This window comes from Nocardia thraciensis, assembly GCF_054782435.1.
The window spans coordinates 184,141-202,478 of the sequence record NZ_BAAGSM010000007.1; the positions used below are offsets into that span (position 1 = coordinate 184,141).

General features: G+C 70.1%; 18 protein-coding genes. 8 read left to right on the top strand and 10 right to left on the bottom strand.

The window, feature by feature from the left end; genetic code table 11:
• Window positions 1-3: 3 nt before the first annotated feature.
• The 4 genes from ACYVLQ_RS01675 to ACYVLQ_RS01690 are packed head-to-tail and all read right to left on the bottom strand — an operon-like array spanning window position 4 to window position 4,145.
• Window positions 4-1,737 (bottom strand): sodium/solute symporter, encoded by a 1,734-nt coding sequence (locus tag ACYVLQ_RS01675; protein WP_460695605.1) that lies wholly within the window; start codon window positions 1,735-1,737, stop codon window positions 4-6.
• Between the two features lie 33 nt (window positions 1,738-1,770).
• Window positions 1,771-2,139, bottom strand: coding sequence for a hypothetical protein (locus ACYVLQ_RS01680; protein ID WP_460695550.1), 369 nt, complete (start codon window positions 2,137-2,139; stop codon window positions 1,771-1,773).
• A complete protein-coding gene (locus ACYVLQ_RS01685; protein WP_460695551.1) occupies window positions 2,136-2,924 on the bottom strand; it encodes a LytR/AlgR family response regulator transcription factor in 789 nt (262 codons plus the stop codon). Before ACYVLQ_RS01685 ends, ACYVLQ_RS01680 begins: the two co-directional genes overlap by 4 nt.
• A gap of 21 nt (window positions 2,925-2,945) precedes the next feature.
• Entirely contained in the window at window positions 2,946-4,145 is a 1,200-nt protein-coding gene (locus tag ACYVLQ_RS01690; protein WP_460695552.1) for a sensor histidine kinase, read from the bottom strand.
• Between the two features lie 263 nt (window positions 4,146-4,408).
• Between ACYVLQ_RS01690 and ACYVLQ_RS01695 the strand changes: the two genes are divergently transcribed.
• Window positions 4,409-5,908, top strand: a complete 1,500-nt coding sequence (locus ACYVLQ_RS01695) for a flavin-containing monooxygenase (RefSeq protein ID WP_460695553.1) — start codon at window positions 4,409-4,411, stop codon at window positions 5,906-5,908.
• A gap of 8 nt (window positions 5,909-5,916) precedes the next feature.
• Here ACYVLQ_RS01695 and ACYVLQ_RS01700 read toward each other — a convergent pair whose 3' ends face one another.
• Window positions 5,917-6,489 carry a helix-turn-helix domain-containing protein gene (locus tag ACYVLQ_RS01700; RefSeq protein ID WP_460695606.1) on the bottom strand — a complete coding sequence of 191 codons (573 nt, stop codon included), beginning with the start codon at window positions 6,487-6,489 and terminating at the stop codon, window positions 5,917-5,919.
• Between the two features lie 258 nt (window positions 6,490-6,747).
• On the opposite strand from ACYVLQ_RS01700, the gene ACYVLQ_RS01705 reads away from it, so the two are divergent.
• From ACYVLQ_RS01705 to ACYVLQ_RS01720, 4 genes are all read left to right on the top strand, one after another.
• A complete protein-coding gene (locus tag ACYVLQ_RS01705; protein WP_460695607.1) occupies window positions 6,748-7,233 on the top strand; it encodes a DinB family protein in 486 nt (161 codons plus the stop codon).
• A 29-nt stretch (window positions 7,234-7,262) separates the two neighbouring features.
• Window positions 7,263-8,258 carry an alpha/beta fold hydrolase gene (locus tag ACYVLQ_RS01710; protein ID WP_460695554.1) on the top strand — a complete coding sequence of 332 codons (996 nt, stop codon included), beginning with the start codon at window positions 7,263-7,265 and terminating at the stop codon, window positions 8,256-8,258.
• A 254-nt stretch (window positions 8,259-8,512) separates the two neighbouring features.
• The gene (locus ACYVLQ_RS01715; protein WP_460695555.1) at window positions 8,513-8,989 is read left to right on the top strand and encodes a carboxymuconolactone decarboxylase family protein; all 477 of its coding nucleotides are present in this window, start codon (window positions 8,513-8,515) and stop codon (window positions 8,987-8,989) included.
• 67 nt (window positions 8,990-9,056) lie between these two features.
• Window positions 9,057-9,560 (top strand): endonuclease/exonuclease/phosphatase family protein, encoded by a 504-nt coding sequence (locus ACYVLQ_RS01720; protein ID WP_460695556.1) that lies wholly within the window; start codon window positions 9,057-9,059, stop codon window positions 9,558-9,560.
• Here ACYVLQ_RS01720 and sigJ read toward each other — a convergent pair.
• From sigJ to betT, 5 genes are all read right to left on the bottom strand, one after another.
• Window positions 9,502-10,425 (bottom strand): RNA polymerase sigma factor SigJ, encoded by a 924-nt coding sequence (gene sigJ / locus ACYVLQ_RS01725; protein ID WP_460695557.1) that lies wholly within the window; start codon window positions 10,423-10,425, stop codon window positions 9,502-9,504. The two genes, ACYVLQ_RS01720 and sigJ, sit on opposite strands and share 59 nt — an antisense overlap.
• 112 nt (window positions 10,426-10,537) lie before the next feature.
• The gene (locus ACYVLQ_RS01730; RefSeq protein ID WP_460695558.1) at window positions 10,538-10,735 is read right to left on the bottom strand and encodes a hypothetical protein; all 198 of its coding nucleotides are present in this window, start codon (window positions 10,733-10,735) and stop codon (window positions 10,538-10,540) included.
• Between the two features lie 104 nt (window positions 10,736-10,839).
• Window positions 10,840-12,390 (bottom strand): GMC family oxidoreductase, encoded by a 1,551-nt coding sequence (locus ACYVLQ_RS01735; protein ID WP_460695559.1) that lies wholly within the window; start codon window positions 12,388-12,390, stop codon window positions 10,840-10,842.
• Entirely contained in the window at window positions 12,387-13,901 is a 1,515-nt protein-coding gene (locus ACYVLQ_RS01740) for an aldehyde dehydrogenase family protein (RefSeq protein ID WP_460695608.1), read from the bottom strand. The genes ACYVLQ_RS01735 and ACYVLQ_RS01740 overlap by 4 nt, the downstream gene beginning before the upstream one ends.
• Window positions 13,902-13,932: 31 nt before the next feature.
• The gene (betT, locus tag ACYVLQ_RS01745) at window positions 13,933-16,098 is read right to left on the bottom strand and encodes a choline BCCT transporter BetT (protein ID WP_460695560.1); all 2,166 of its coding nucleotides are present in this window, start codon (window positions 16,096-16,098) and stop codon (window positions 13,933-13,935) included.
• Window positions 16,099-16,317: 219 nt separating this feature from the next.
• Here betT and ACYVLQ_RS01750 point away from each other — a divergent pair, with 219 nt between their 5' ends.
• The 3 genes from ACYVLQ_RS01750 to ACYVLQ_RS01760 are packed head-to-tail and all read left to right on the top strand — an operon-like array spanning window position 16,318 to window position 18,312.
• Window positions 16,318-16,770 (top strand): Zn-ribbon domain-containing OB-fold protein, encoded by a 453-nt coding sequence (locus tag ACYVLQ_RS01750; protein ID WP_460695561.1) that lies wholly within the window; start codon window positions 16,318-16,320, stop codon window positions 16,768-16,770.
• Window positions 16,770-17,243: a Zn-ribbon domain-containing OB-fold protein gene (locus tag ACYVLQ_RS01755; RefSeq protein ID WP_460695609.1), complete on the top strand. Its 474-nt coding sequence runs from the start codon at window positions 16,770-16,772 to the stop codon at window positions 17,241-17,243. The genes ACYVLQ_RS01750 and ACYVLQ_RS01755 overlap by 1 nt, the downstream gene beginning before the upstream one ends.
• Complete coding sequence (locus ACYVLQ_RS01760; RefSeq protein WP_460695562.1) at window positions 17,236-18,312, top strand: lipid-transfer protein; 1,077 nt, start codon at window positions 17,236-17,238, stop codon at window positions 18,310-18,312. The genes ACYVLQ_RS01755 and ACYVLQ_RS01760 overlap by 8 nt, the downstream gene beginning before the upstream one ends.
• The last annotated feature ends 26 nt before the right edge of the window (window positions 18,313-18,338 follow it).

Sequence of the window (18,338 nt, forward strand, 5' to 3'; positions counted from 1 at the left end):
CGTTCAGTCGGGGCGCAGCGCGCGCTCTCGATCGGCGCCCATGCCCATTCGTTCGGGTGCGTGCAGCCGTACGAAAATGCGTGCCACCGTCCGGGTGTCCTGACGTCGGGTCAGCAGGCTGGCCAGGATCATCGCCGCGAAGGACAGGGGGACGCTGAGCGCCGCGGGATAGCCGAGCACGACCGCGGGCCAGCCGCCCAGGAGGTCGCCGGACACGCCGCCCAGCACGGACACCACGGTGGCCCCGCCCGCCGTCAGGCCGCCGACGATCAGCCCGGTCGCGGCGCCCGCCGCGGTCAGTCCGCGCCACCAGATGCCGAGCACCAGCAGCGGGCACAGGGTGGAGGCGGCGACCGAGAACGCCAGTGCCACTGTGCGAGACAGATCCAGCGACGCGACCGTGACCGACAGACCGAGCGGCACCGACCCGGCCACGAGTGCGGCCAGCCGGAAGTCGCGGATCCGCCCCCGCAGCATGTCGGTGCTCAGCACACCGGCGATGCTGACCAGCAGGCCCGAGGACGTGGACAGGAACGCCGCCATCGCCCCCGCGGCGACCAGCGCCGCCAGCAGCTGCCCCGGCACGCTTGACAGCACCGAACCGGGCAGCAACACCACGGCCGCGTCGGAGGTGCCCGTGATCAGCAGTTGCGGTACGTACAACCGCGCGAACACCCCGAGCAGCGTGGGAAACAGATAGAAGACGCCGACCAGGCCGATGACCGCGAGCGCGGTCGTGCGGGCCGCGCGACCATCGGGATTGGTGTAGAAGCGCACCAGCACGTGCGGCAGGCCCATGGTCCCGAGGAAGGTCGCGATGATCAATGAATACACCTGGTACAGAGCATGATTCCCACCGAATCCGCCGCCCGGCGAGAGCCAGGCGTCGCCGTCCGCCGGAGCACCGGCGACAATCGGGACGGCATCGCCCGCCTCCAGGATCAACCGTGTCCCCGACGCGAGATCGTGTTCTCCCGGAGTGAGCCGCACCGGACCGTCGACGGCCTGCCCGTCGAGGGTTCCCGTGATCGAAACCTGTTGGGCCGCACCGATCTGCACCGCCACATCGGTGGTGATGTCGACCGCGGTACGCTCGGTGACGACCGGGGGAGCCGCCGTGCCCAGCGGGCGGTCGGCGGAGAGGAAGTGGCCGAGCAGAACCAGTGCGGGCAGGGCGACCGCGGTGAGCTTGAGCCAGTACTGGAACGCCTGGACCAAGGTGATCGAGCGCATTCCACCGCCCGCCACATTGGCGATCACGATGACCCCCACCGCCACCGCGCCCACCCAACTGGGCACGCCGAGCAGGATGCGCAGTGTCAGCCCGGCGCCCTGGAACTGCGGAATCAGGTAGACCCCGCAGATCAGCACCACGACCACCGCGGCGAGTCGGCGCAACCGCAACGACCCGAGCCGGAACTCGGCGAAATCGGGCACGGTATAGGCGCCCGACCGCCGCAGGGGCGCCGCGACGAACAGCAGCAGGGCCAGGTATCCGGCCGTGAAGCCGACGGGATACCACAGCGCGTCCGCGCCGAACTTGGCGATCAGGCCCGCGACCCCGAGAAACGAGGCGGCGGAGAGGTATTCGCCGGAGATGGCCGCGGCGTTCCAGCGCGGGCCGACGCTGCGGGAGGCGACCAGGAAGTCCGATGTCGTGCGGGCCAGCCGCACACCGTAGACGCCGATGGCGACCGTGGCCAGCGCCGCCAGCATCAGCGCGGCGACGGTGAGCATCGGCGATGTCACGGTGTTCACGCTCGGGTCACCTCAGTCCTCCGCCAGCTCGAGGAAGTCCGTCTCGTTGCGTTCCGCCGAACGGATGTAGATCCGGCCGACGACGAACAGCAGGGGATAGGCGGCGAGGCCGAGCAGCAGCCAGGGCAGCCGGACGCCGAGCACGACCATCGATCCGAGGGCGCCGATCCGGAACAGCAGCGGCAGCGACCCGAGGACGAGCACCGTGACCAGGCCGGTCCGCAGCGCCAGACCCAGCTGGGCGCGGACCAGTCCACTGATCAGCGCCGCGCCGATCTCGGTCTGCTCGGCCACCTCGACCCGGGTCCGGACCCGGCGGGCGCCGCGCCGCTCGGCCAGCACCACCCGCTGCCGGACCGGACGGTGTGCCGGGCCGGTCACCGGGTGGTCCAGTTCTGCCGCGGCCCGTGTACCAGGCGCTGCTTGAGTTCGCGCACCTGACGCCTGCTGACCGGTAGCTCCACCGCGGCGGCGTTGCCCTCGGCGCGCAGGCACACCACCGTCGCGGTACCGGTCGTGCGCAGCCCCGTCACCAGGCGCAACGCCACCAGATAGGACCGGTGTACCCGGAGGAATCCCGCGTTCTCCCATCGGGATTCCAACGCCGACAACGGAATTCGCACCAGATGCGAGCCGGTGCTGGTGTGCAGGCGCGCATAGTCGCCGTCGGCTTCCACCCAGCTCACTGTCGACCGGGGCACCAGCGTGGTCACCCCGCCGAGTTCGACCGGGATGACCTCGTTGGGATCCGTCCGCGCGGGGGAGCCCGCCGGGGTGCGCGCGGCGACGATACGCCGCATCGCCTCGGCGAGGCGCTGCGCTCGCAGGGGCTTGAGCAGATAGTCCACCGCCCCGAGATCGAACGCGGATACCGCGCGGTCGTCGTGCGCGGTCACGAAGACGACCGCGGGAGGATGCGCGAACTCCGACAGTATGCCCGCCAGCTCCATGCCGTCCAGTCCGGGCATGTTGATATCGAGGAACACCGCGTCGACCGGATGCGCCCGCAGCAGCCGCAGGGCGGTGGTCGCGTCGCTCGCGGCGTGGATCTCGCCGACCTCCGGCTGCGTGCGCAGCAGATACACCAACTCGTCCAAAGCCGGTTTCTCGTCGTCCACGGCCAGCGCCCGCAGCGCGCCGCCCGCCTCTTCGATGGTCCACGTCACAACACGGTCATCCTATGTGGGTCACGCCTTGATCCCGGCGCGGAATTTGGGGAGTCGCAGGCTGACCTTGGTCCCGGCGCCGAGTGCGGTCTCGACGACCAGGCCGTAGTCGTTGCCGAAGGCCGAGCGCAGCCGATCGTCGACATTGGCCAGCCCGATATGGACGGCCTCGCCGGATCCTGCCGGACCCGCCCCGGCCTCCACCGCGTCGAGGGCGCCGGAACGCAGCAGATCGGGATCCATGCCCACTCCGTCGTCCTCCACGCTGATCACACAATCGGTGCCCGCATCCGTCGCGACGATCACGACGGTCCCGCCGCCTCGACTCGAGGCCAGACCGTGCCGGACCGCGTTCTCCACCAGCGGCTGCAACGCGAGGAAGGGCAGCGTGACGCCCAGCACCTCCGGCGCGATCTGCAGCCGCACCTGCAGCGCGTTCCCGAAGCGCGCCTGCTCCAGCACGAGATAGCGCTCGATATTGCGCAATTCGTCGGCCAGCACCGTGAATTCGCCCGCCGCCCGGAAGGAGTAGCGGGTGAAATCGGCGAACTCCAGGACGAGTTCGCGCGCGCGATCCGGGTCGGTGCGCACGAACGACGCGATGGTGTTGAGCGCGTTGTAGATGAAGTGCGGGCTGATCTGCGCCCGCAGCGCCCGCACTTCGGCACGGTCCAGCCGCGCCCGCGAGGCGTCCAGCTCCGCCAATTCGAGCTGACCGCACGCGTACCGCGCCACCTCCGCCACCGCACCGAGCTGGCCCGGCCCCGGCGATCCGGCGATCACCACGCCCAGCGCACCGGCCACGCCCGTGCTCTCGATGAGAAGCGGCTGGGCGACCACGGTCCGCCCCGCGTGCTCACCGTTCTCCGATCCCGCGACGAGCACCGCCCGCTCGCCCGCCATCGCCCGCCCGGCCGCGGCCGTGAATTCATCCGCCAGATCGGCGTGCGGCCCCTCCCACGCCAGGACCGTGCCGTCGGCATCGGCGATGCCCAGCGCGGTGGCTCCGGTCAGCGCCCGCAGATGCGGCGCCGCCTCCCGCGCCGCCTCCTCGGTCAGCCCGCGCCGCAACGGAACCGCGGCCAGCGAGGCCGTGTGCAGCGCGGTGTGCACCGCCCGCTCCGCGGGCGTCGACACCATCCGCCGCGTGCGCACCCACAACAGCAGCGCACCGGCTACCAGACCCGCCGCGGCGAGACCACCGACCACAGCGGCCGTCATCGGACGCTCCGGCATCGACGCCGTGAGAACACCATCCGCCGATTATCGCGCGGCCTCGGGCATTCACCCGGCAGTGTCGAGCCGGATCGTGGGAAGTGTCTTCGAGAAGGCGCGGCTCACGCTCGTGGCGGTGCGTCGGCTCGGGACGCAACTGGACTCGCCCGCGGCGAATGGTGGGTACGGCGTCGGTTGGCCGGGATGGTTCGCAGCCCGTACGGTTACCGCATGGCTGGCACACCTCACTCGACGGACGGATACGCACAATGACCGGAGGGATTCCGGATCGGGTGCAGGTGGTGGTGATCGGGGCAGGGTTCGGGGGGCTCGGGGCGGCGATCCGGCTACGGGAGAACGGGTTCACCGATTTCGTTGTGCTGGAACGGGAATCGGATGTCGGCGGGACGTGGCAGGTCAACACGTATCCGGGTGCGCAGTGTGATGTGCCGTCGCCGTTGTATTCGTACTCGTTCGCGCCGAACCCGGAGTGGAGCCGGTTCTACCCTCTGCAGGCCGAGATCCAGGCATACCTGCGGCAGACCGCCGAACGGTTCGGGGTGCTGACCCATATCCGCTTCGATTGCGAAGTGGCGCACTGCCTCTGGGACGAGGATGCGCAGCAGTGGATCGTGCGGACGAATGCCGGTGAGGTGCACGCGCAGTTCGTCGTGGCCGGATTCGGCCCGTTCAGCGCGCCGTCGGTGCCGGAGTTCCCGGGTATCGACGAATTCACCGGGACCGCATTCCATTCCGCGCACTGGGACCACGACCACGACCTGACCGGCCGCCGGGTGGCGGTCATCGGCACAGGCGCCTCGGCGGTGCAGTTCATCCCGCAGATCCAGCCGCGGGTCGGGCGCCTGTCGGTCTTCCAGCGCACGCCGATCTGGGTCGCCCCGAATATGGACAAGCCGACGAGCCCGCGGGTGCGGGCCCTGTGGCGGCGGGTGCCCGCGGTGCAGCGAGCGGCCCGCCGGATGCTCGCCACGATCTTCGAGGCGCTGGTGCCGCTGTTCGCCAGGCATCCGAATCTGCTTGCGGGACTGGAAGGATCGGCCCGCCGCAATATTCGCCGCAGCGTCAGCGACGCGCGGCTGCGGGAGGCTCTGACGCCGACGTATCGATTCGGCTGCAAGCGGCCGACCTTCTCCGACACCTACTATCCGGCGCTGGTCCAGCCGAACGTGGAGGTGGTCACCTCCGCCATCGACCGGATCGACGCGACGGGCATCGTCACCGCCGACGGTGTGCACCACCCGGTCGATACGATCATCTACGGCACCGGATTCCGGGTGAGCGATCACCCCATCGGCGAACGCATCGTCGGCCGCGACGGCAAGTCCCTGGCACAGCTGTGGGCCGGTGATCCGGAGGCGTACCTGGGCACGATGGTCAGCGGGCTGCCGAATCTGTTCATGCTCCTGGGACCGAATTCCGTGCCGTACACCTCCGCGGTGGTCACGATCGAGGCGCAGCTCGCCTACATCGTCGACGCGCTGAACAAGGTCACCGGAACCGGGATCGGCAGCATCGATGTGAAGCCGGAGGTGCAGGCCGCGTTCAACGCCCGGCTCGACCGAGAGCTGAGCGCGTCGGTGTGGGCCGCGGGCGGCTGCCGCAGCTACTTCATGGGCCGGACGGGCCGCGTCTTCGCGTTCTGGCCGGGCTTCGCGGCTCAGTTCACGCGCCGCACGCGCCGGATGGACCTCGCGGACCACCGGGTGGTCCGGCAGCCGAATTCGGTTGTCACAGGCGCGAACCGGTAATCGCGGGACTATCGGTGGGTGTCGGCGCGCACGTGCGCGCGCATCCCCTGCAGGCCGAACAGGATGAGCAGTTCGACCGCGCCGCCGTCGGCGCTGCCCAGCCAGTGCGGCAGGGAGGTGTCGAATTCGGCCGCCTCGCCCGGCGGCAGCGTCATATCGCGTTCGCCGAGCACCAGCCGCAGGCGGCCGTTGAGGACGTAGAGCCATTCGAAGCCGTCGTGGGTCTGCGGGGTCGGTTCGAGCGGTTCCGGGCGGGCCGGGATGAGCATCTTGAACGCCTGGATGCCGCCGGGCCGCCGGGACAGCGGTATGAAGGTCATCCCGTAGCGATGGATCGGTCTCAGGTGGATCCGGGGATCCCCGGTGCGCGGGGCGCCGACCAGTTCGTCCAGGGGGACGTCGTAGGCGCGGGCCAGCGGTAACAGCAACTCCAGGGTCGCGCGGCGCTGCCCGCTCTCCAGCCGGGACAGGGTGCTCTCCGACACCCCGGTCGTCGCGGCGAGGGCGGCGAGGGTGATGCCGCGGTCGCGGCGCAGCGCGCGCAGCCGGGGGCCCACGGCGTCGAGCACCTCTTCGGTCATGTGGTCCACGACTCCACCTTGCCAGAACGGCAAGTTTGCGTGCCAGATCGCATCGATTCCGTCGAGACTGGGCGAGTTCCCGACGGAAGGAGTCCGATGAGCACCACCGATGCGGTCGCGTTCTGGGACGGGGTCTACGCCGGTCGACCGGCCGCCACCGATCCGAAGCCGAATATCCGTCTCGTAGAGGCGGTTTCGGAGCTGTCCGGCGGCGACGCGCTGGACCTCGGCTGCGGCGACGGCGGCGACGCGCTGTGGCTGGCCCGGCGGAGGTGGCGCCGCGACACCCCGCCGCCCCGCACCGGGAGCAGCGAGACCGAGGTCCTGCGCGGTTTCCTGGACTACCTGCGCGCCTCGATCGCCGCGAAGGTCGACGGCGCCCCCGAACCGCAGGTGCGATCCGCCGCCGTGCCCTCGGGCACCACCCTGCTCGGGCTGCTCACGCACCTGACCTTTGTCGAACGCGCGATATTCCTCGGGGACGACGTCGTCGACTGGCCCGCGACCTTTCGCGCCGCACCGGAGGACAGTGTGGCCGAGGTCGTTGCCCGCTACCGGGAGGCGGTCGAGCGCGCCGACGCGGTGCTCGACGGATGCGCCGATCTCGGCGCGCCGCTCCCGCGGCGGGGCCGCGCCGCGCCCACCGTGCGCTGGGCACTCACCCACATGATCGAGGAGACCGGCCGCCACGCCGGTCACGCGGACATCCTCCGCGAACTGATCGACGGCACGACCGGGCGCTGAGCCCGAAAGTCATTCGAGGACAGGAACATATGACTACCGAACATCGCACGGCGGCGACCGTCGCACTCGCCCTGCTGCTCGCGGTCGGCAACGCCGCCTGCTCCACACCGACCGCCGCCGGTGTCCCGCCCTACGCCGCCGCCACCCAGGGCGATCCGAAGTTCGACAGCGCCTTCCGGCACGAGTTCGCCGAGATCGACGGCGTCCGTATGCATTACGTGAAGGGCGGCAGCGGCAGCCCGGTGGTGCTGATCCACGGCTGGCCGCAGACCTGGTACGGCTGGTGGCCGATCATGCCCGCGCTCGCCGAACGCCACACCGTCTACGCCGTCGACCTGCCCGGACTCGGCGACAGCAGCGGCGCGCCGACCGGCTACGACAAGGCGACCCTGGCGCGGTACGTGCACGCCCTGATCGCCGACCGGCTCGGGATCCGCGACGCCCGCGTCGTCGGGCACGACTTCGGCGCCGCGGTCGCCTTCCAGTACGCCAGCCAATTCCCCGGCGACACAGCCGCTCTCGCCTATCTGGACCTGCCGCTGCCCGGGCCGGGGATCGACGCGGCCACGTATCGCACGATGAGCTGGCACATCGCCTTCCACTCGCAGCGGCGGGTACCCGAGGCGGTGGTGGGCGACGACGTCCGCGAGTACCTGGCGCTGTTCTACCCCCAGGTCTCCTTCGGCGGCACGGCCTTCGGCGGCACCTCGGACCGCTCCCCGTTCACCGCCGCCGAGATCGACGAGTACGCGCGGACCTACAGCAGGCCCGAGGTCCTCTCGGGCGGTTTCGAGCTCTACCGTGCCCTCGACAAGGACGTTCGCGACACCGCGGCGGCGGCGCCGGTGCGCGTCCCGGCCCTGCTCATGAGCGCACAGGGACAGATCGACGCGGTCCGGGCGACGGCCGCCCCGCGCATGACCGATATTGTGCGCGCAGTGGACGTGCCGAACGCGGGGCACTGGCTCGTCGAGGAGAACCCCGGGTTCGTCACCGCGGAGCTGTCCCGATTCCTCGACGGGTGACCGCGCGCGGACGCTGCAACACGACTCGCGGGCGTCATCGCTCGCCGCCCAGGTGTGTTGCGAGGAACCGCTCGACCGCACGGAACATGTCGATCCGGTTGTCCGGGTTCACGAACCCGTGGCCCTCGTCCTCCTTCACCAGATACTCGACCTCGACCCTGAGGTCGGTGACGACCCGCGTCGCGCACGCCTCACACCCGGCCGGGTTCTCTCGTCGGAGGAATGTATCCCGTCACAACGGCAAGGAGCCCGGCATGGAAGCCCGTATGAATCTGTTCGACAATCCGGTGGCGGCCAGGTCGCTGAAATATCTCGTCTCCGCGGGCAAGGCGCTCGGGGACACGGCATTGCCGCGGCGGACGCAGGAACTGGTGCGGCTGCGAGCCAGCCAGATCAACGGATGCGGCCACTGCGTCGATATTCACACCAAGGAGGCCGCGGCCGACGGGGAGACCGCGGGGCGCCTGCACCTGGTCGCGGTCTGGCGCGAGGCCACGGTGTTCACCGACGCGGAGCGCGCGGCGCTGGCCCTGACAGAGGCGGGCACCCGGCTCGCCGACGGCGCCGGGGGAGTGTCCGACGAGGTGTGGGCGGACGCGGTGCGGCACTACGACGAGGAGCAGCTCGGCGCGCTGGTGGCGCTCATCGCCAATATCAACGCCTTCAACCGACTCAATGTCATCACCCGGCAGCACGGGGGCGAATACAGAGCGGGGCAGTACGTCGTCTAGCGCCGTGACGCTCGGGCATCGTCCACCGGTGCCCGGGCGTCGTCCCGTCGAATCTCTGGAGTAATACATGCGTTTGCGGATAGTCACGATCAATGTGCAGAGCCGGGAGGGTGATCCCCGGCGGCTCGGCGCGCTCAACCGGGAGCTGCGTCGCCTCGAACCGGATCTCGTTGCGCTGCAGGAGGTTGTCGACACCCGGCACCTCGCGGAACTGCTGGAGGGTACCGGCCTGCGCGGCACCCATCAGTCCGAGGTCATGGCGTATACGCCGCCGTTCGCGGACCGCTACGGCGGCAACGCGGTGGCCTCGCGCTGGCCCCACAGGGTGGTGGAGGTCCTGGATCTGCGCGTGGCGGGCGCGGCCGACGTGCCCTGGTGCACACTGGCGGCCGAGGTGCCGCTGCCGCGAGATCCGTTCCGCGAGTCTCGCTTTCGATCGGCCCGCCGACGGCGTGTGGCCCAGCGACCACTACGGCGTGGTCGTCGACGTGGTCATCGCGAAGGACGCCTGATCAACTCGCCGTCCACGGCCGGAGCTTGTCCGGATTGCGGACTCCCCAGATATGCCTGATCCGGCCGTCGGCGATGTCGAACGCCATGACCGTCACCGTGCGACCCCCGTGCCGCAGCACCAGGCCGGGCTGGCCGTTGACCGTGCGATCGAGGATCGTCATGCCCGGCACCCGGACGGCGAGATCGAGGAGGTAGCGGGCGATCCGCTCGCTGCCCTCGACCGGGTGCAGCGCCGCCCGGACGAGGCCGCCGCCGTCGCTGACCACCGTGGCGTCGGGGTCGAGGAGGCCGAGAAGGCCCTCGAGGTCCTGAGCCTCCCATGCCCGCTTGAACTCCCGGACGACCTCGGCGCGCTCGGACGCCGGGGCGCCGGGGTCGCCCGCCGCCCGGGTGCGGCGGCGGGCCGACGCGGCCAGCTGGCGGCACGCCGCCGGGGAGCGGCCGACGATCTCGCCCACCTCGGCGAAAGAGTAGCCGAAGACGTCGTGCAGGATCAGCGCGACGCGTTCGGCCGGGGTCATCGATTCGAGCACGACGAGGAAGGCCATCGTGACCGACTCGTCCAGGGTGATCCGGTCGGCCGGATCGGCGCCGCCCGCCCCGGCGCGCCATTCCGTGCTCTCGGGCAGCGGCTCCGGAACCCATTCGCCCACATAGCTTTCCCGGCGCACCCGCGCCGAGCGCAACAGGTCGAGACAGATGCGGCTGGCGACGGTGGTCAGCCAGCCGCCCGGGGACTCGACGGCGGCCCGCCGCGACTCGGACATGGCGTACCAGCGGGCATAGGTCTCCTGCACCACGTCCTCGGCCTCCGACAGCGAGCCGAGCAGCCGGTACGCCACATTGATCAGCTGGCGCCGCTCGCTCATGATCGCGCTCAGGCCCGGATCGAGCCCGTCGTTCGATGCCGATGGGGTGGTCATGGTCCCGCCGCCCTTCTTGGGTTGTCTGTCCGCACCTGTACGACGAGACAGCACCCCGGATTGTGAGATCGGTGCCCGGCGGGGCAACCTGACCGCTACGGGCGTGGTGGAGTCATGAGGACCACAGTTCGGGGTGGGGAAGATCGGCCAGCAGATCGGTGACCTCGTCGTCGATGTGGACGTCGACGCCGTGCTGGGGGAGTTCAATCGCCAGGCGAGCCGCGATGGTCGGGGTGGCGCGATAGCGGAGCACGACTCCGCCGTGCGCGAACCGCATCTGTACGCGGACCGGGGTCCTTGTCTCGCCCATCGCCGTCACATCACCTGTTGATCGCTATACGTTGGCATTCAGCATCTTTCGAGCGGCCGCCAGTGTATCGGTGCCGCCTCGGCGGTGCTCGGGCGCATCACCGGTCAGCGCGCGGCGACCAGTTCGGCGCAGCGCTCGCCGACGAGCATCACGGTGATGTTCGGGTTCACCGTGGTGTGCTCGGGGAACACCGAGGCGTCGGCGACGCGCAGGCCGTCGATGCCCTTCACCCGCAACTGCGGATCCAGCGGGCTCATCGGGTCGTCGACGGCACCCATCCGGACCGTTCCCGCCGGGTGGTAGACGGTGTTGTGGGTGCGGCGGATGTAGTCGGCCAGCTCGCCGTCGGTCTGCGCGTCCGGCCCCGGATACAGTTCGCGCGCCACCCAATCGGAAAGCGGTGCGGCCGCGGCGATCTCGCGCGCCTTACGCAGCCCGGCGATCATCACGCGCAGATCGTGACCCTCGGGATCGGTGAAGTAGCGCGGGTCGACGCGCGGCTTGTCGCGGAAGTCGCGCGAGCGCAGCCGGACCGTGCCCCGGGAGCGGGCGTGGGTGACATTCGGTGTGAGACAGAAGGTCTCGTCGGCGGTGGGGTAGCCCTGCCGCAGCGTGTGCATATCGAAGGGCACGCTGCCGTAGTGCATCATCAGGTCCGGCCGGTCGAGCCCGTCGACGGTGGTGGTGAAGATGCCCGCCTCCCACCACTGCGTCGAGCGGCGCAACATCTTCCGCTTCGTCTCGAAACCGATGACGCCTTCCGGATGATCCTGCAGGTGGGCGCCGACCCCGGGAGAGTCGACCAGCACGTCGATCTCGTTCTCGCGCAGGTGGTCCGCCGGTCCGATGCCCGACAGCATGAGCAGCTTCGGCGAGTCGATGGCCCCGGCGGAGACGATGACCTCGCGATCGGCCGCGATCGGGGTGGAGCGGCCGAACGCGTTGTCGGTGATCTCGACGCCGACGGCGCGCATGTCTTCGATGATGATCCGCTTCGCCCACGAGCCCGTACGTACGGTGAGGTTCGGCCGGTCCAGATTCGGGTGCAGGTAGCTCACCGACGAGGACGAGCGGGTACCGTCCGCGCGGCTGTTGATCTGAAAGAAGTTGGCGCCGTTGACGACCGTGCGCCCCGAGTTGAACTCGGCCCGCGGGATCCCGACGGCCTCGCACGCGTCGAGCACGGCGACCCCGCACGGATCGTCCGGCGGCACCGTCATGATGTGCACGGGCCCGCTGCGGCCGTGATGGTCACCGGGCGCGTCGTTGGTCTCGATCCGGGGGTACAGCCGGTACACCGAGTCCGAACCCCAACCGGCGCAACCGTGGTCGCGTTCCCAGGAGTCGAGGTCCTCGCGCGGCGCCCAGAACGCGATGCAGCTGTTGTGCGACGAGCAGCCGCCGAGCACCTTCGCGCGGGCGTGCCGCATGAACGAGTTGCCGTTCTCCTGCGGTTCGATCGGATAGTCCCAGTCGTAGCCGGACTCGAGCAGTTCCATCCAGCGGTCGAGTCGCAGGATCGCCTCGTCACCGACGTCGGAGGGCCCGGCCTCGAGCAGGCAGACCGTCACCGACGGATCCTCGGACAGCCGGGACGCGACGGCCGCACCCGCGGAGCCGCCGCCGACGACGACGTAGTCGTAGTGCTCGGTCACTTCTGCTCCCCTCGCTCGGCGAACCAGCCGGTGACACCCGGCCGGAGATTCTCGTAGACGTGCTTGGCCTCGCGGTACTCGTGCAGCCCGGACGGTCCCAGCTCGCGGCCGACACCGGACCGCCCGTATCCGCCCCACTCGGCCTGGGGCAGGTAGGGCCCGAAATCGTTGACCCACACCGTGCCGTGCCGCAGCCGGGCGGCGATGCGGCGGGCGCGCGCGGCATCGGCCGACCAGACCGCGCCCGCCAGGCCGTATTCGGTGTCGTTGGCGATGGCGACGGCCTCGTCCTCGGTGGTGAAGGTCTCGACGGTCACGGTCGGCCCGAACGCCTCGTCGTGCACGCACGCCATCGCACGGGTGGCGCCGTCGATGACGGTCGGCAGGTAGAACCAGCCGTCGTCGAGGCCGCCGGACCCCTGGTCGCCGGTGGCGAACGCGCCGCCGGTGCGGATGACGGCGCCGTCGGCGCGCGCCTGTTCGACGTAGGCGTGCACCTTGTCCCGGTGCGCGGCGGAGATGAGCGGGCCGGTCTCGGTGCCCTCGGCGAAGGGCAGGCCGATCCGGATCTGCTCGGCGCGCCGCACCAGCTCGTCGACGAAGCGGTCGTGCGCCGACGCCTCGATCACCAGCCGGGCGCCCGCCGAGCACACCTGGCCGGAGTGCAGGAACGCCGCGTTCAGGGCGTTGTCGACCGTCGCGGCCAGCCGCTCGTCGGTATCGCAGGCGTCGGCGAAGACGACGTTGGGATTCTTGCCGCCGAGTTCGAGCGCAACCTTCTTGACCGTCGCCGCCGCCTCGCGGGCGATGACCCTGCCGGTGACCAGGCCACCGGTGAAGGAGACCAGGTCGACATCGGGATGTGCCGACAGCGGCGCGCCCGCGGTGGCGCCCGCGCCGAGCACGAGATTGGCCACCCCGGGCGGCACCTCGAGATCGTGCAGCACCGACAGCAGCAGGATCGCGGTATGCGGCGTCAGCTCAGCGGGTTTCAGCACGAACGTGTTGCCCGCGGCCAGCGCGGGCGCGACCTTCCACGCCGCCTGCAGCAGCGGATAGTTCCACGGGGTGATCAGCCCGCACACGCCGACCGGCTCGTACACGATCCGGGAGTCGACATCGGGGGACCCGGCATCGACCACGCGCCCGGCGTCCTCGGCGGCCAGCTTGCCGAAGTACCGGAAGCAGTTCGCGATATCGGACATGTCGATATCCGATTCGTACGGGCGCTTGCCGGTGTCGAGGGTCTCGGCGCGGACGAATTCGTCGCGCCGCGTGTCGATCGCGGCGGCGACCCGCAGCAGCAGATCCCCGCGCTCGGCCGCCGCGGTCTGCCGCCAGGGCCCGCCGTCGAAGGCGCGGCGGGCGGCGGCGATGGCGGCCTCGGTATCGGCCGCGTCCGCCTCGGCCACGATGCCGACGACGGAATTGTCCGCGGGACAACGGATCTCGCGGGTCGCGCCGGATGCGGCGGGGCGCCAGGCGCCGTCGATGTAGAGGGTTTCGCTCATGGTCGCCTGCGTCGATGTTCGCTCGCTGCGCTCACTCATGTGCAGTCGGTGTCCCTTCAGGATCGCTGTCGGTCACTTCGGCATCGTCGGGGTTCGGCTCGTAGTGGTCGGTCGCGGAGCGCCGCAGGTGCAGGTAGGCGAGGTGGCGCTCGTACTGGTCGAGGATGTCGCCGATGATCTGCTCGCGGGTGTACCCGTTGAGCGAGTAGCCCTGCGAGCCCTCGGCCAGGTACACCTCGCAGCGGAAGTAGCGGTCGGCGGAGCGCTGCGCGAGCACCGCGTAGGTCGGGGCGGGCGCCGACACCGGCCAGACGCAGTATTCGAAGCGGGGGTCGCTGGCCTGGTCGACGAGCAGGGTCGGGGACGGCATGCCCTCGCTGCGGCCGGATTCGTCGACCGTCGCGGTGAATCCGGTGCGGGTGAACTCGTCGGCGACCTCGCGCACCGCCGGAATGACGGTGTTGGTGACGAACTTCCGGGTCGCCGTCGCCCCGGGGTACTGGGTGGTCGCCAGCAACCGGCGGCGCCAGTTGCCGTGCCCGGTGCCGCGCCCGGCCGCGATCGCCTTCGGCAGCGTCGTGCGGTAGCTGTCGAGCTTGTAGGACTCGGTGTGCAGGGAGCGCAGCAGCGCGAAGCCGATGAGTCCGAGGATGAACGAGAACGGCAGCCCCATGATGATGGTGGCGTTCTGCAGCGTGGTGATGGATCCGCCCTCCCCGGCGAACAGCATCGACAGCGTGAGCACGCCGATCGCCGCCGACCAGAAGATGCGGGTGCTGGTCGCGCAGTCGGCCATCGGGTCGGGCAGCCGCGAGGTGAAGTTGCCCATCACCAGCGATCCGGAATCGGCGCTCGTGACATAGAACAGCAGACCGGTGAAGGTCGCGATGCCGAGCAGCAGCGGCGCGCCGGGGTACTGCTCGAGCAGCGAGTAGAAGCCGACCTCCGCCCGCTCGGCGGTGGTCGTGGCGAACTCCTTGTCGCCGCGGGCGACGTCCAGCGCGCTGTTGCCGAAGATCGAGATCCACATGACGATGAAGCTGAACGGTACGACGAGCACCCCGAAGATGAACTGCCGCAGTGTGCGGCCGCGGGAGATGCGCGCGAGGAACAGGCCGACGAACGGCGCCCACGCCACCCACCACGCCCAGAAGAACAGCGTCCACGAGTCGAGCCAGGCGCTCGGCTGGTTGGCCGTCTCCGGATTGCGGTCCCAGGCGAAGGTGTCGAGCGTGCGATCGAGGAAGGTCGAGATGTAGTCGCCGGTGTTCACGGTGAGCCCGTTGAGCAGAAAGTCGGTGCGGCCCGCCACCAGGATGTAGATCAGCAGCGCGATCGCCATGATCACGTTGAGTTCCGACAACCGCCGGATGCCCTTGTCGACACCCGTCGTCGCCGAGATTGTCGTGATGACGATCGACAGCGCGATGAGCCCGATCTGCGCCGCCTTGCCCTGGGCGATGCCGAACATCTCGTGCAGGCCGTAATTGAGCTGCACGACACCGATCCCCAGGGAGGTGGCGATGCCGAAGATGGTGCCCAGCACGGCGGCGACGTCGATGGCGTCGCCCCAGCGGCCGTGGATGCGCTTGCCGAAGACCGGGTGCAGCGCGGCCCGGATGGTGAGCGGCAGATTGCGCCGGAACGCGAAGTAGGCCAGCGCGCCTCCCATGAGCGCGTACATCGCCCAGCCGGTGACGCCGTAGTGGAAGATCGTCCAGGTCACCGCCTCGCGGGCGGCGTCGTTGGTCTCGGCCGGGCCGACGGGCGGCTTGATGTAGTTGTAGACCGGCTCGGCCACCGAGAAGAACATCAGGTCGATGCCGATGCCCGCGGCGAACAGCATTGCCGTCCAGGTGAAGAGGCTGAACTCGGGGCGGGATTCCTCCGGCCCCAGCCGGAAGTTGCCGTATCTGCTGGCGCCGAGGAATACGACGAGGCCGACGAGGAGCGTGCCGAGTACGAAATACCACCACCCGAACCAGGTCGAGATGAAGGTCTTGACCTCGCCGACGACGGTTTCGGCGCTTTCCGGCGAGATGAGCGCCCAGATCGCGAAGGCGAGGACGATGCCCGCGGCCGCGATGAACACGGGCTTGTTGACCGCGCTGCGGTCCGCCGTGGGATGCAGCGGGCCGGTGTCGGTGTGTGCGGTCGCGGTGTTGTCCGGGTCCGGCGGATCGCTGACACCACTCATGCGGTGAACGCTAGTCGTGATCTTCCCGTGGAGGTCCGAGGCGCGAGCTATCGCGGAGCGTGTCCCCGCCCCGGAGGCCCGCCGACGAAGCGGTCGAAGCTCGCGGGCTGTCACGGGATCCGCCACAGCCTCCGTTGCGGGCTGACTGTAATAGAGGTTCAAGCACTTGATTCAATCAATTGATTGCGGCAGACTCCCGTGGAGGAAGGGAGCTGCCGAATGGCTGATGACGCGGAGAGCCTGTGCGCGCCGTACGAGATCGAGTTCCCGCTCGAGAGAACGGTCGGGCCGATCGTCGGAACATTTCTCGGCGGGCTGCGGGAGCGGCGGCTCATCGGTGCGCGCACCGACCGCGGCACCCTGGTCTGCCCGCCCGCCGAATTCGACCCGGTGACCGGTCGCGAGACCGTCGGGCTGGTGGAACTGGACCCGGTGGGGGCAGTCGAATCGTGGACGTGGGTGCCGCACCGGGAGGGCGATCCGGTCGACCGCGACTTCGCCTGGGCGCTGATCGCCGTCGACGGCGCCGAGGGCACGTTCTTCCACGCGCTGGACGTGGGCGGAGATCCGGCGCGAATCCATCGGGGCCTGCGGGTGCGGGCGCGCTGGGCGGCGGAGCGTCGCGGCGAGATGGGGGATCTCGCGTGCTGGGAACCGGAGGCGACCGCGTGATGAAATCCCCACTGCCCGAACCGGTTCGGCTGATGCCGACGCCCCTGCGGATGGAGTACACCTTCGTCGCGGGGACCGGTCGCTCGGCCTTCCTGCGGGGGCTGGCCCGGCGCCAGCTCCTCGCGCGCACCTGCCCGTCGTGCCGCCATGTGTATCTCCCGGCGCCGGAGTTCTGCGCCCGCTGCCTCGTGGAACTGGAGGCCCCCACGGAGCTGGACGGCCGCGGTACCGTCTCGACCTTCTGCGTGGTGAGTTTTCCGTTCCCGGGGCAGGAGATCGATCCGCCCTACGCTGTCGGCTACATCCAGCCGCACGGCGCCGACACTCGGCTGATGCACCTGATCCGTGAGGTGGATCTCGCCGACGTGCACATCGGCATGGAGGTCGAACCCGTATGGGCGGAAGGCGATCTGGAGCCCTCGTGGATGAGTATCAGCCACTATCGGCCCACGGCGGGGGTGCGGCATGCGTGAGACAGCCGTCGTCGCCTTCGCCCAGTCGCCGTGCCTGGCCGCCAACCGGCGTGACGATATGGCGGGCATCCTGCTGCCGGTGATCCGGGAAGCGCTGGCCGCCGTCGAACTCGACCGGGACCGAGTGGATTTCGTCTGCTCCGGCAGCCACGACTTCCACGAGGGCCGCACCTTCGCCTACATCGATTCGCTCGACGCTGCCGGCGCCTGGCCCCCGATCGCGGAGTCGCATGTCGAAATGGATGCGGCGTGGGCGTTCTACGAGGCATGGACCTGGCTGCAACTCGGGCAGGGCGATATCGCGCTGGTGTACGGCATCGGAAGGGGTTCGCTCCCCGGCGATCTGGACCAGGTCGTGCCCGCGCAGCTGGATCCGTACTACCTGACGCCGTTGCGGCCGCACCAGGACGCGATCGCCGGGGTGCAGGCCTGTGCGCTGGTGCAGGCGGGGGTGACCTCCGAGGCCGAGATGGCGCGCATCGTCGCCCGCAGCCTGTCGGATGCGCGGTCCAACCCCTACGCGCAGGTGTCGGGTGACCACGATGCCGAGTCGCTGCTGTCGGCGCCGTATGTGGCCTCTCCGCTACGGCGCCATGATATTTCGCCGATCGGCGACGCGGCCGCCGTCGCCGTGCTCGCGGCGGGCGACGCCGCCCGGGGTCTCTGCGAGCGGCCCGCCTGGGTGCGCGGGATGGACCACAGAATGGACGCGCACTACCCGGGATCTCGGGATCTCACCCGCGCCCCGTCCGCGGCTCTCGCGGCCGAACGTGCCGGTCGGGCAGCGGGATTCGGGCCCGGCGAGGTCGATGTCGCGGAGTTGCACGTCGAATACTCCGCGCAGGAGCCGCTGCTGGTCCGCGAATTCGGCCTGGGCGCCGCGACGGCGATCAATCCGTCGGGTGGGCCGCTCGCCGGTCGGCCGGCGACGGCGACCGGCCTGCTGCGCATCGGCGCGGCGGCCCGCGAGATCCATTCCGGCCGCGCCCGACTCGCCCTCGCGCACGCGACGAACGGCCAAGCGCTGCAACAGAATCTGGTCTGTCTCCTGGAAGGCGACCGCGCATGAGCGCCGGGCCCGGAATCGGGACGGGT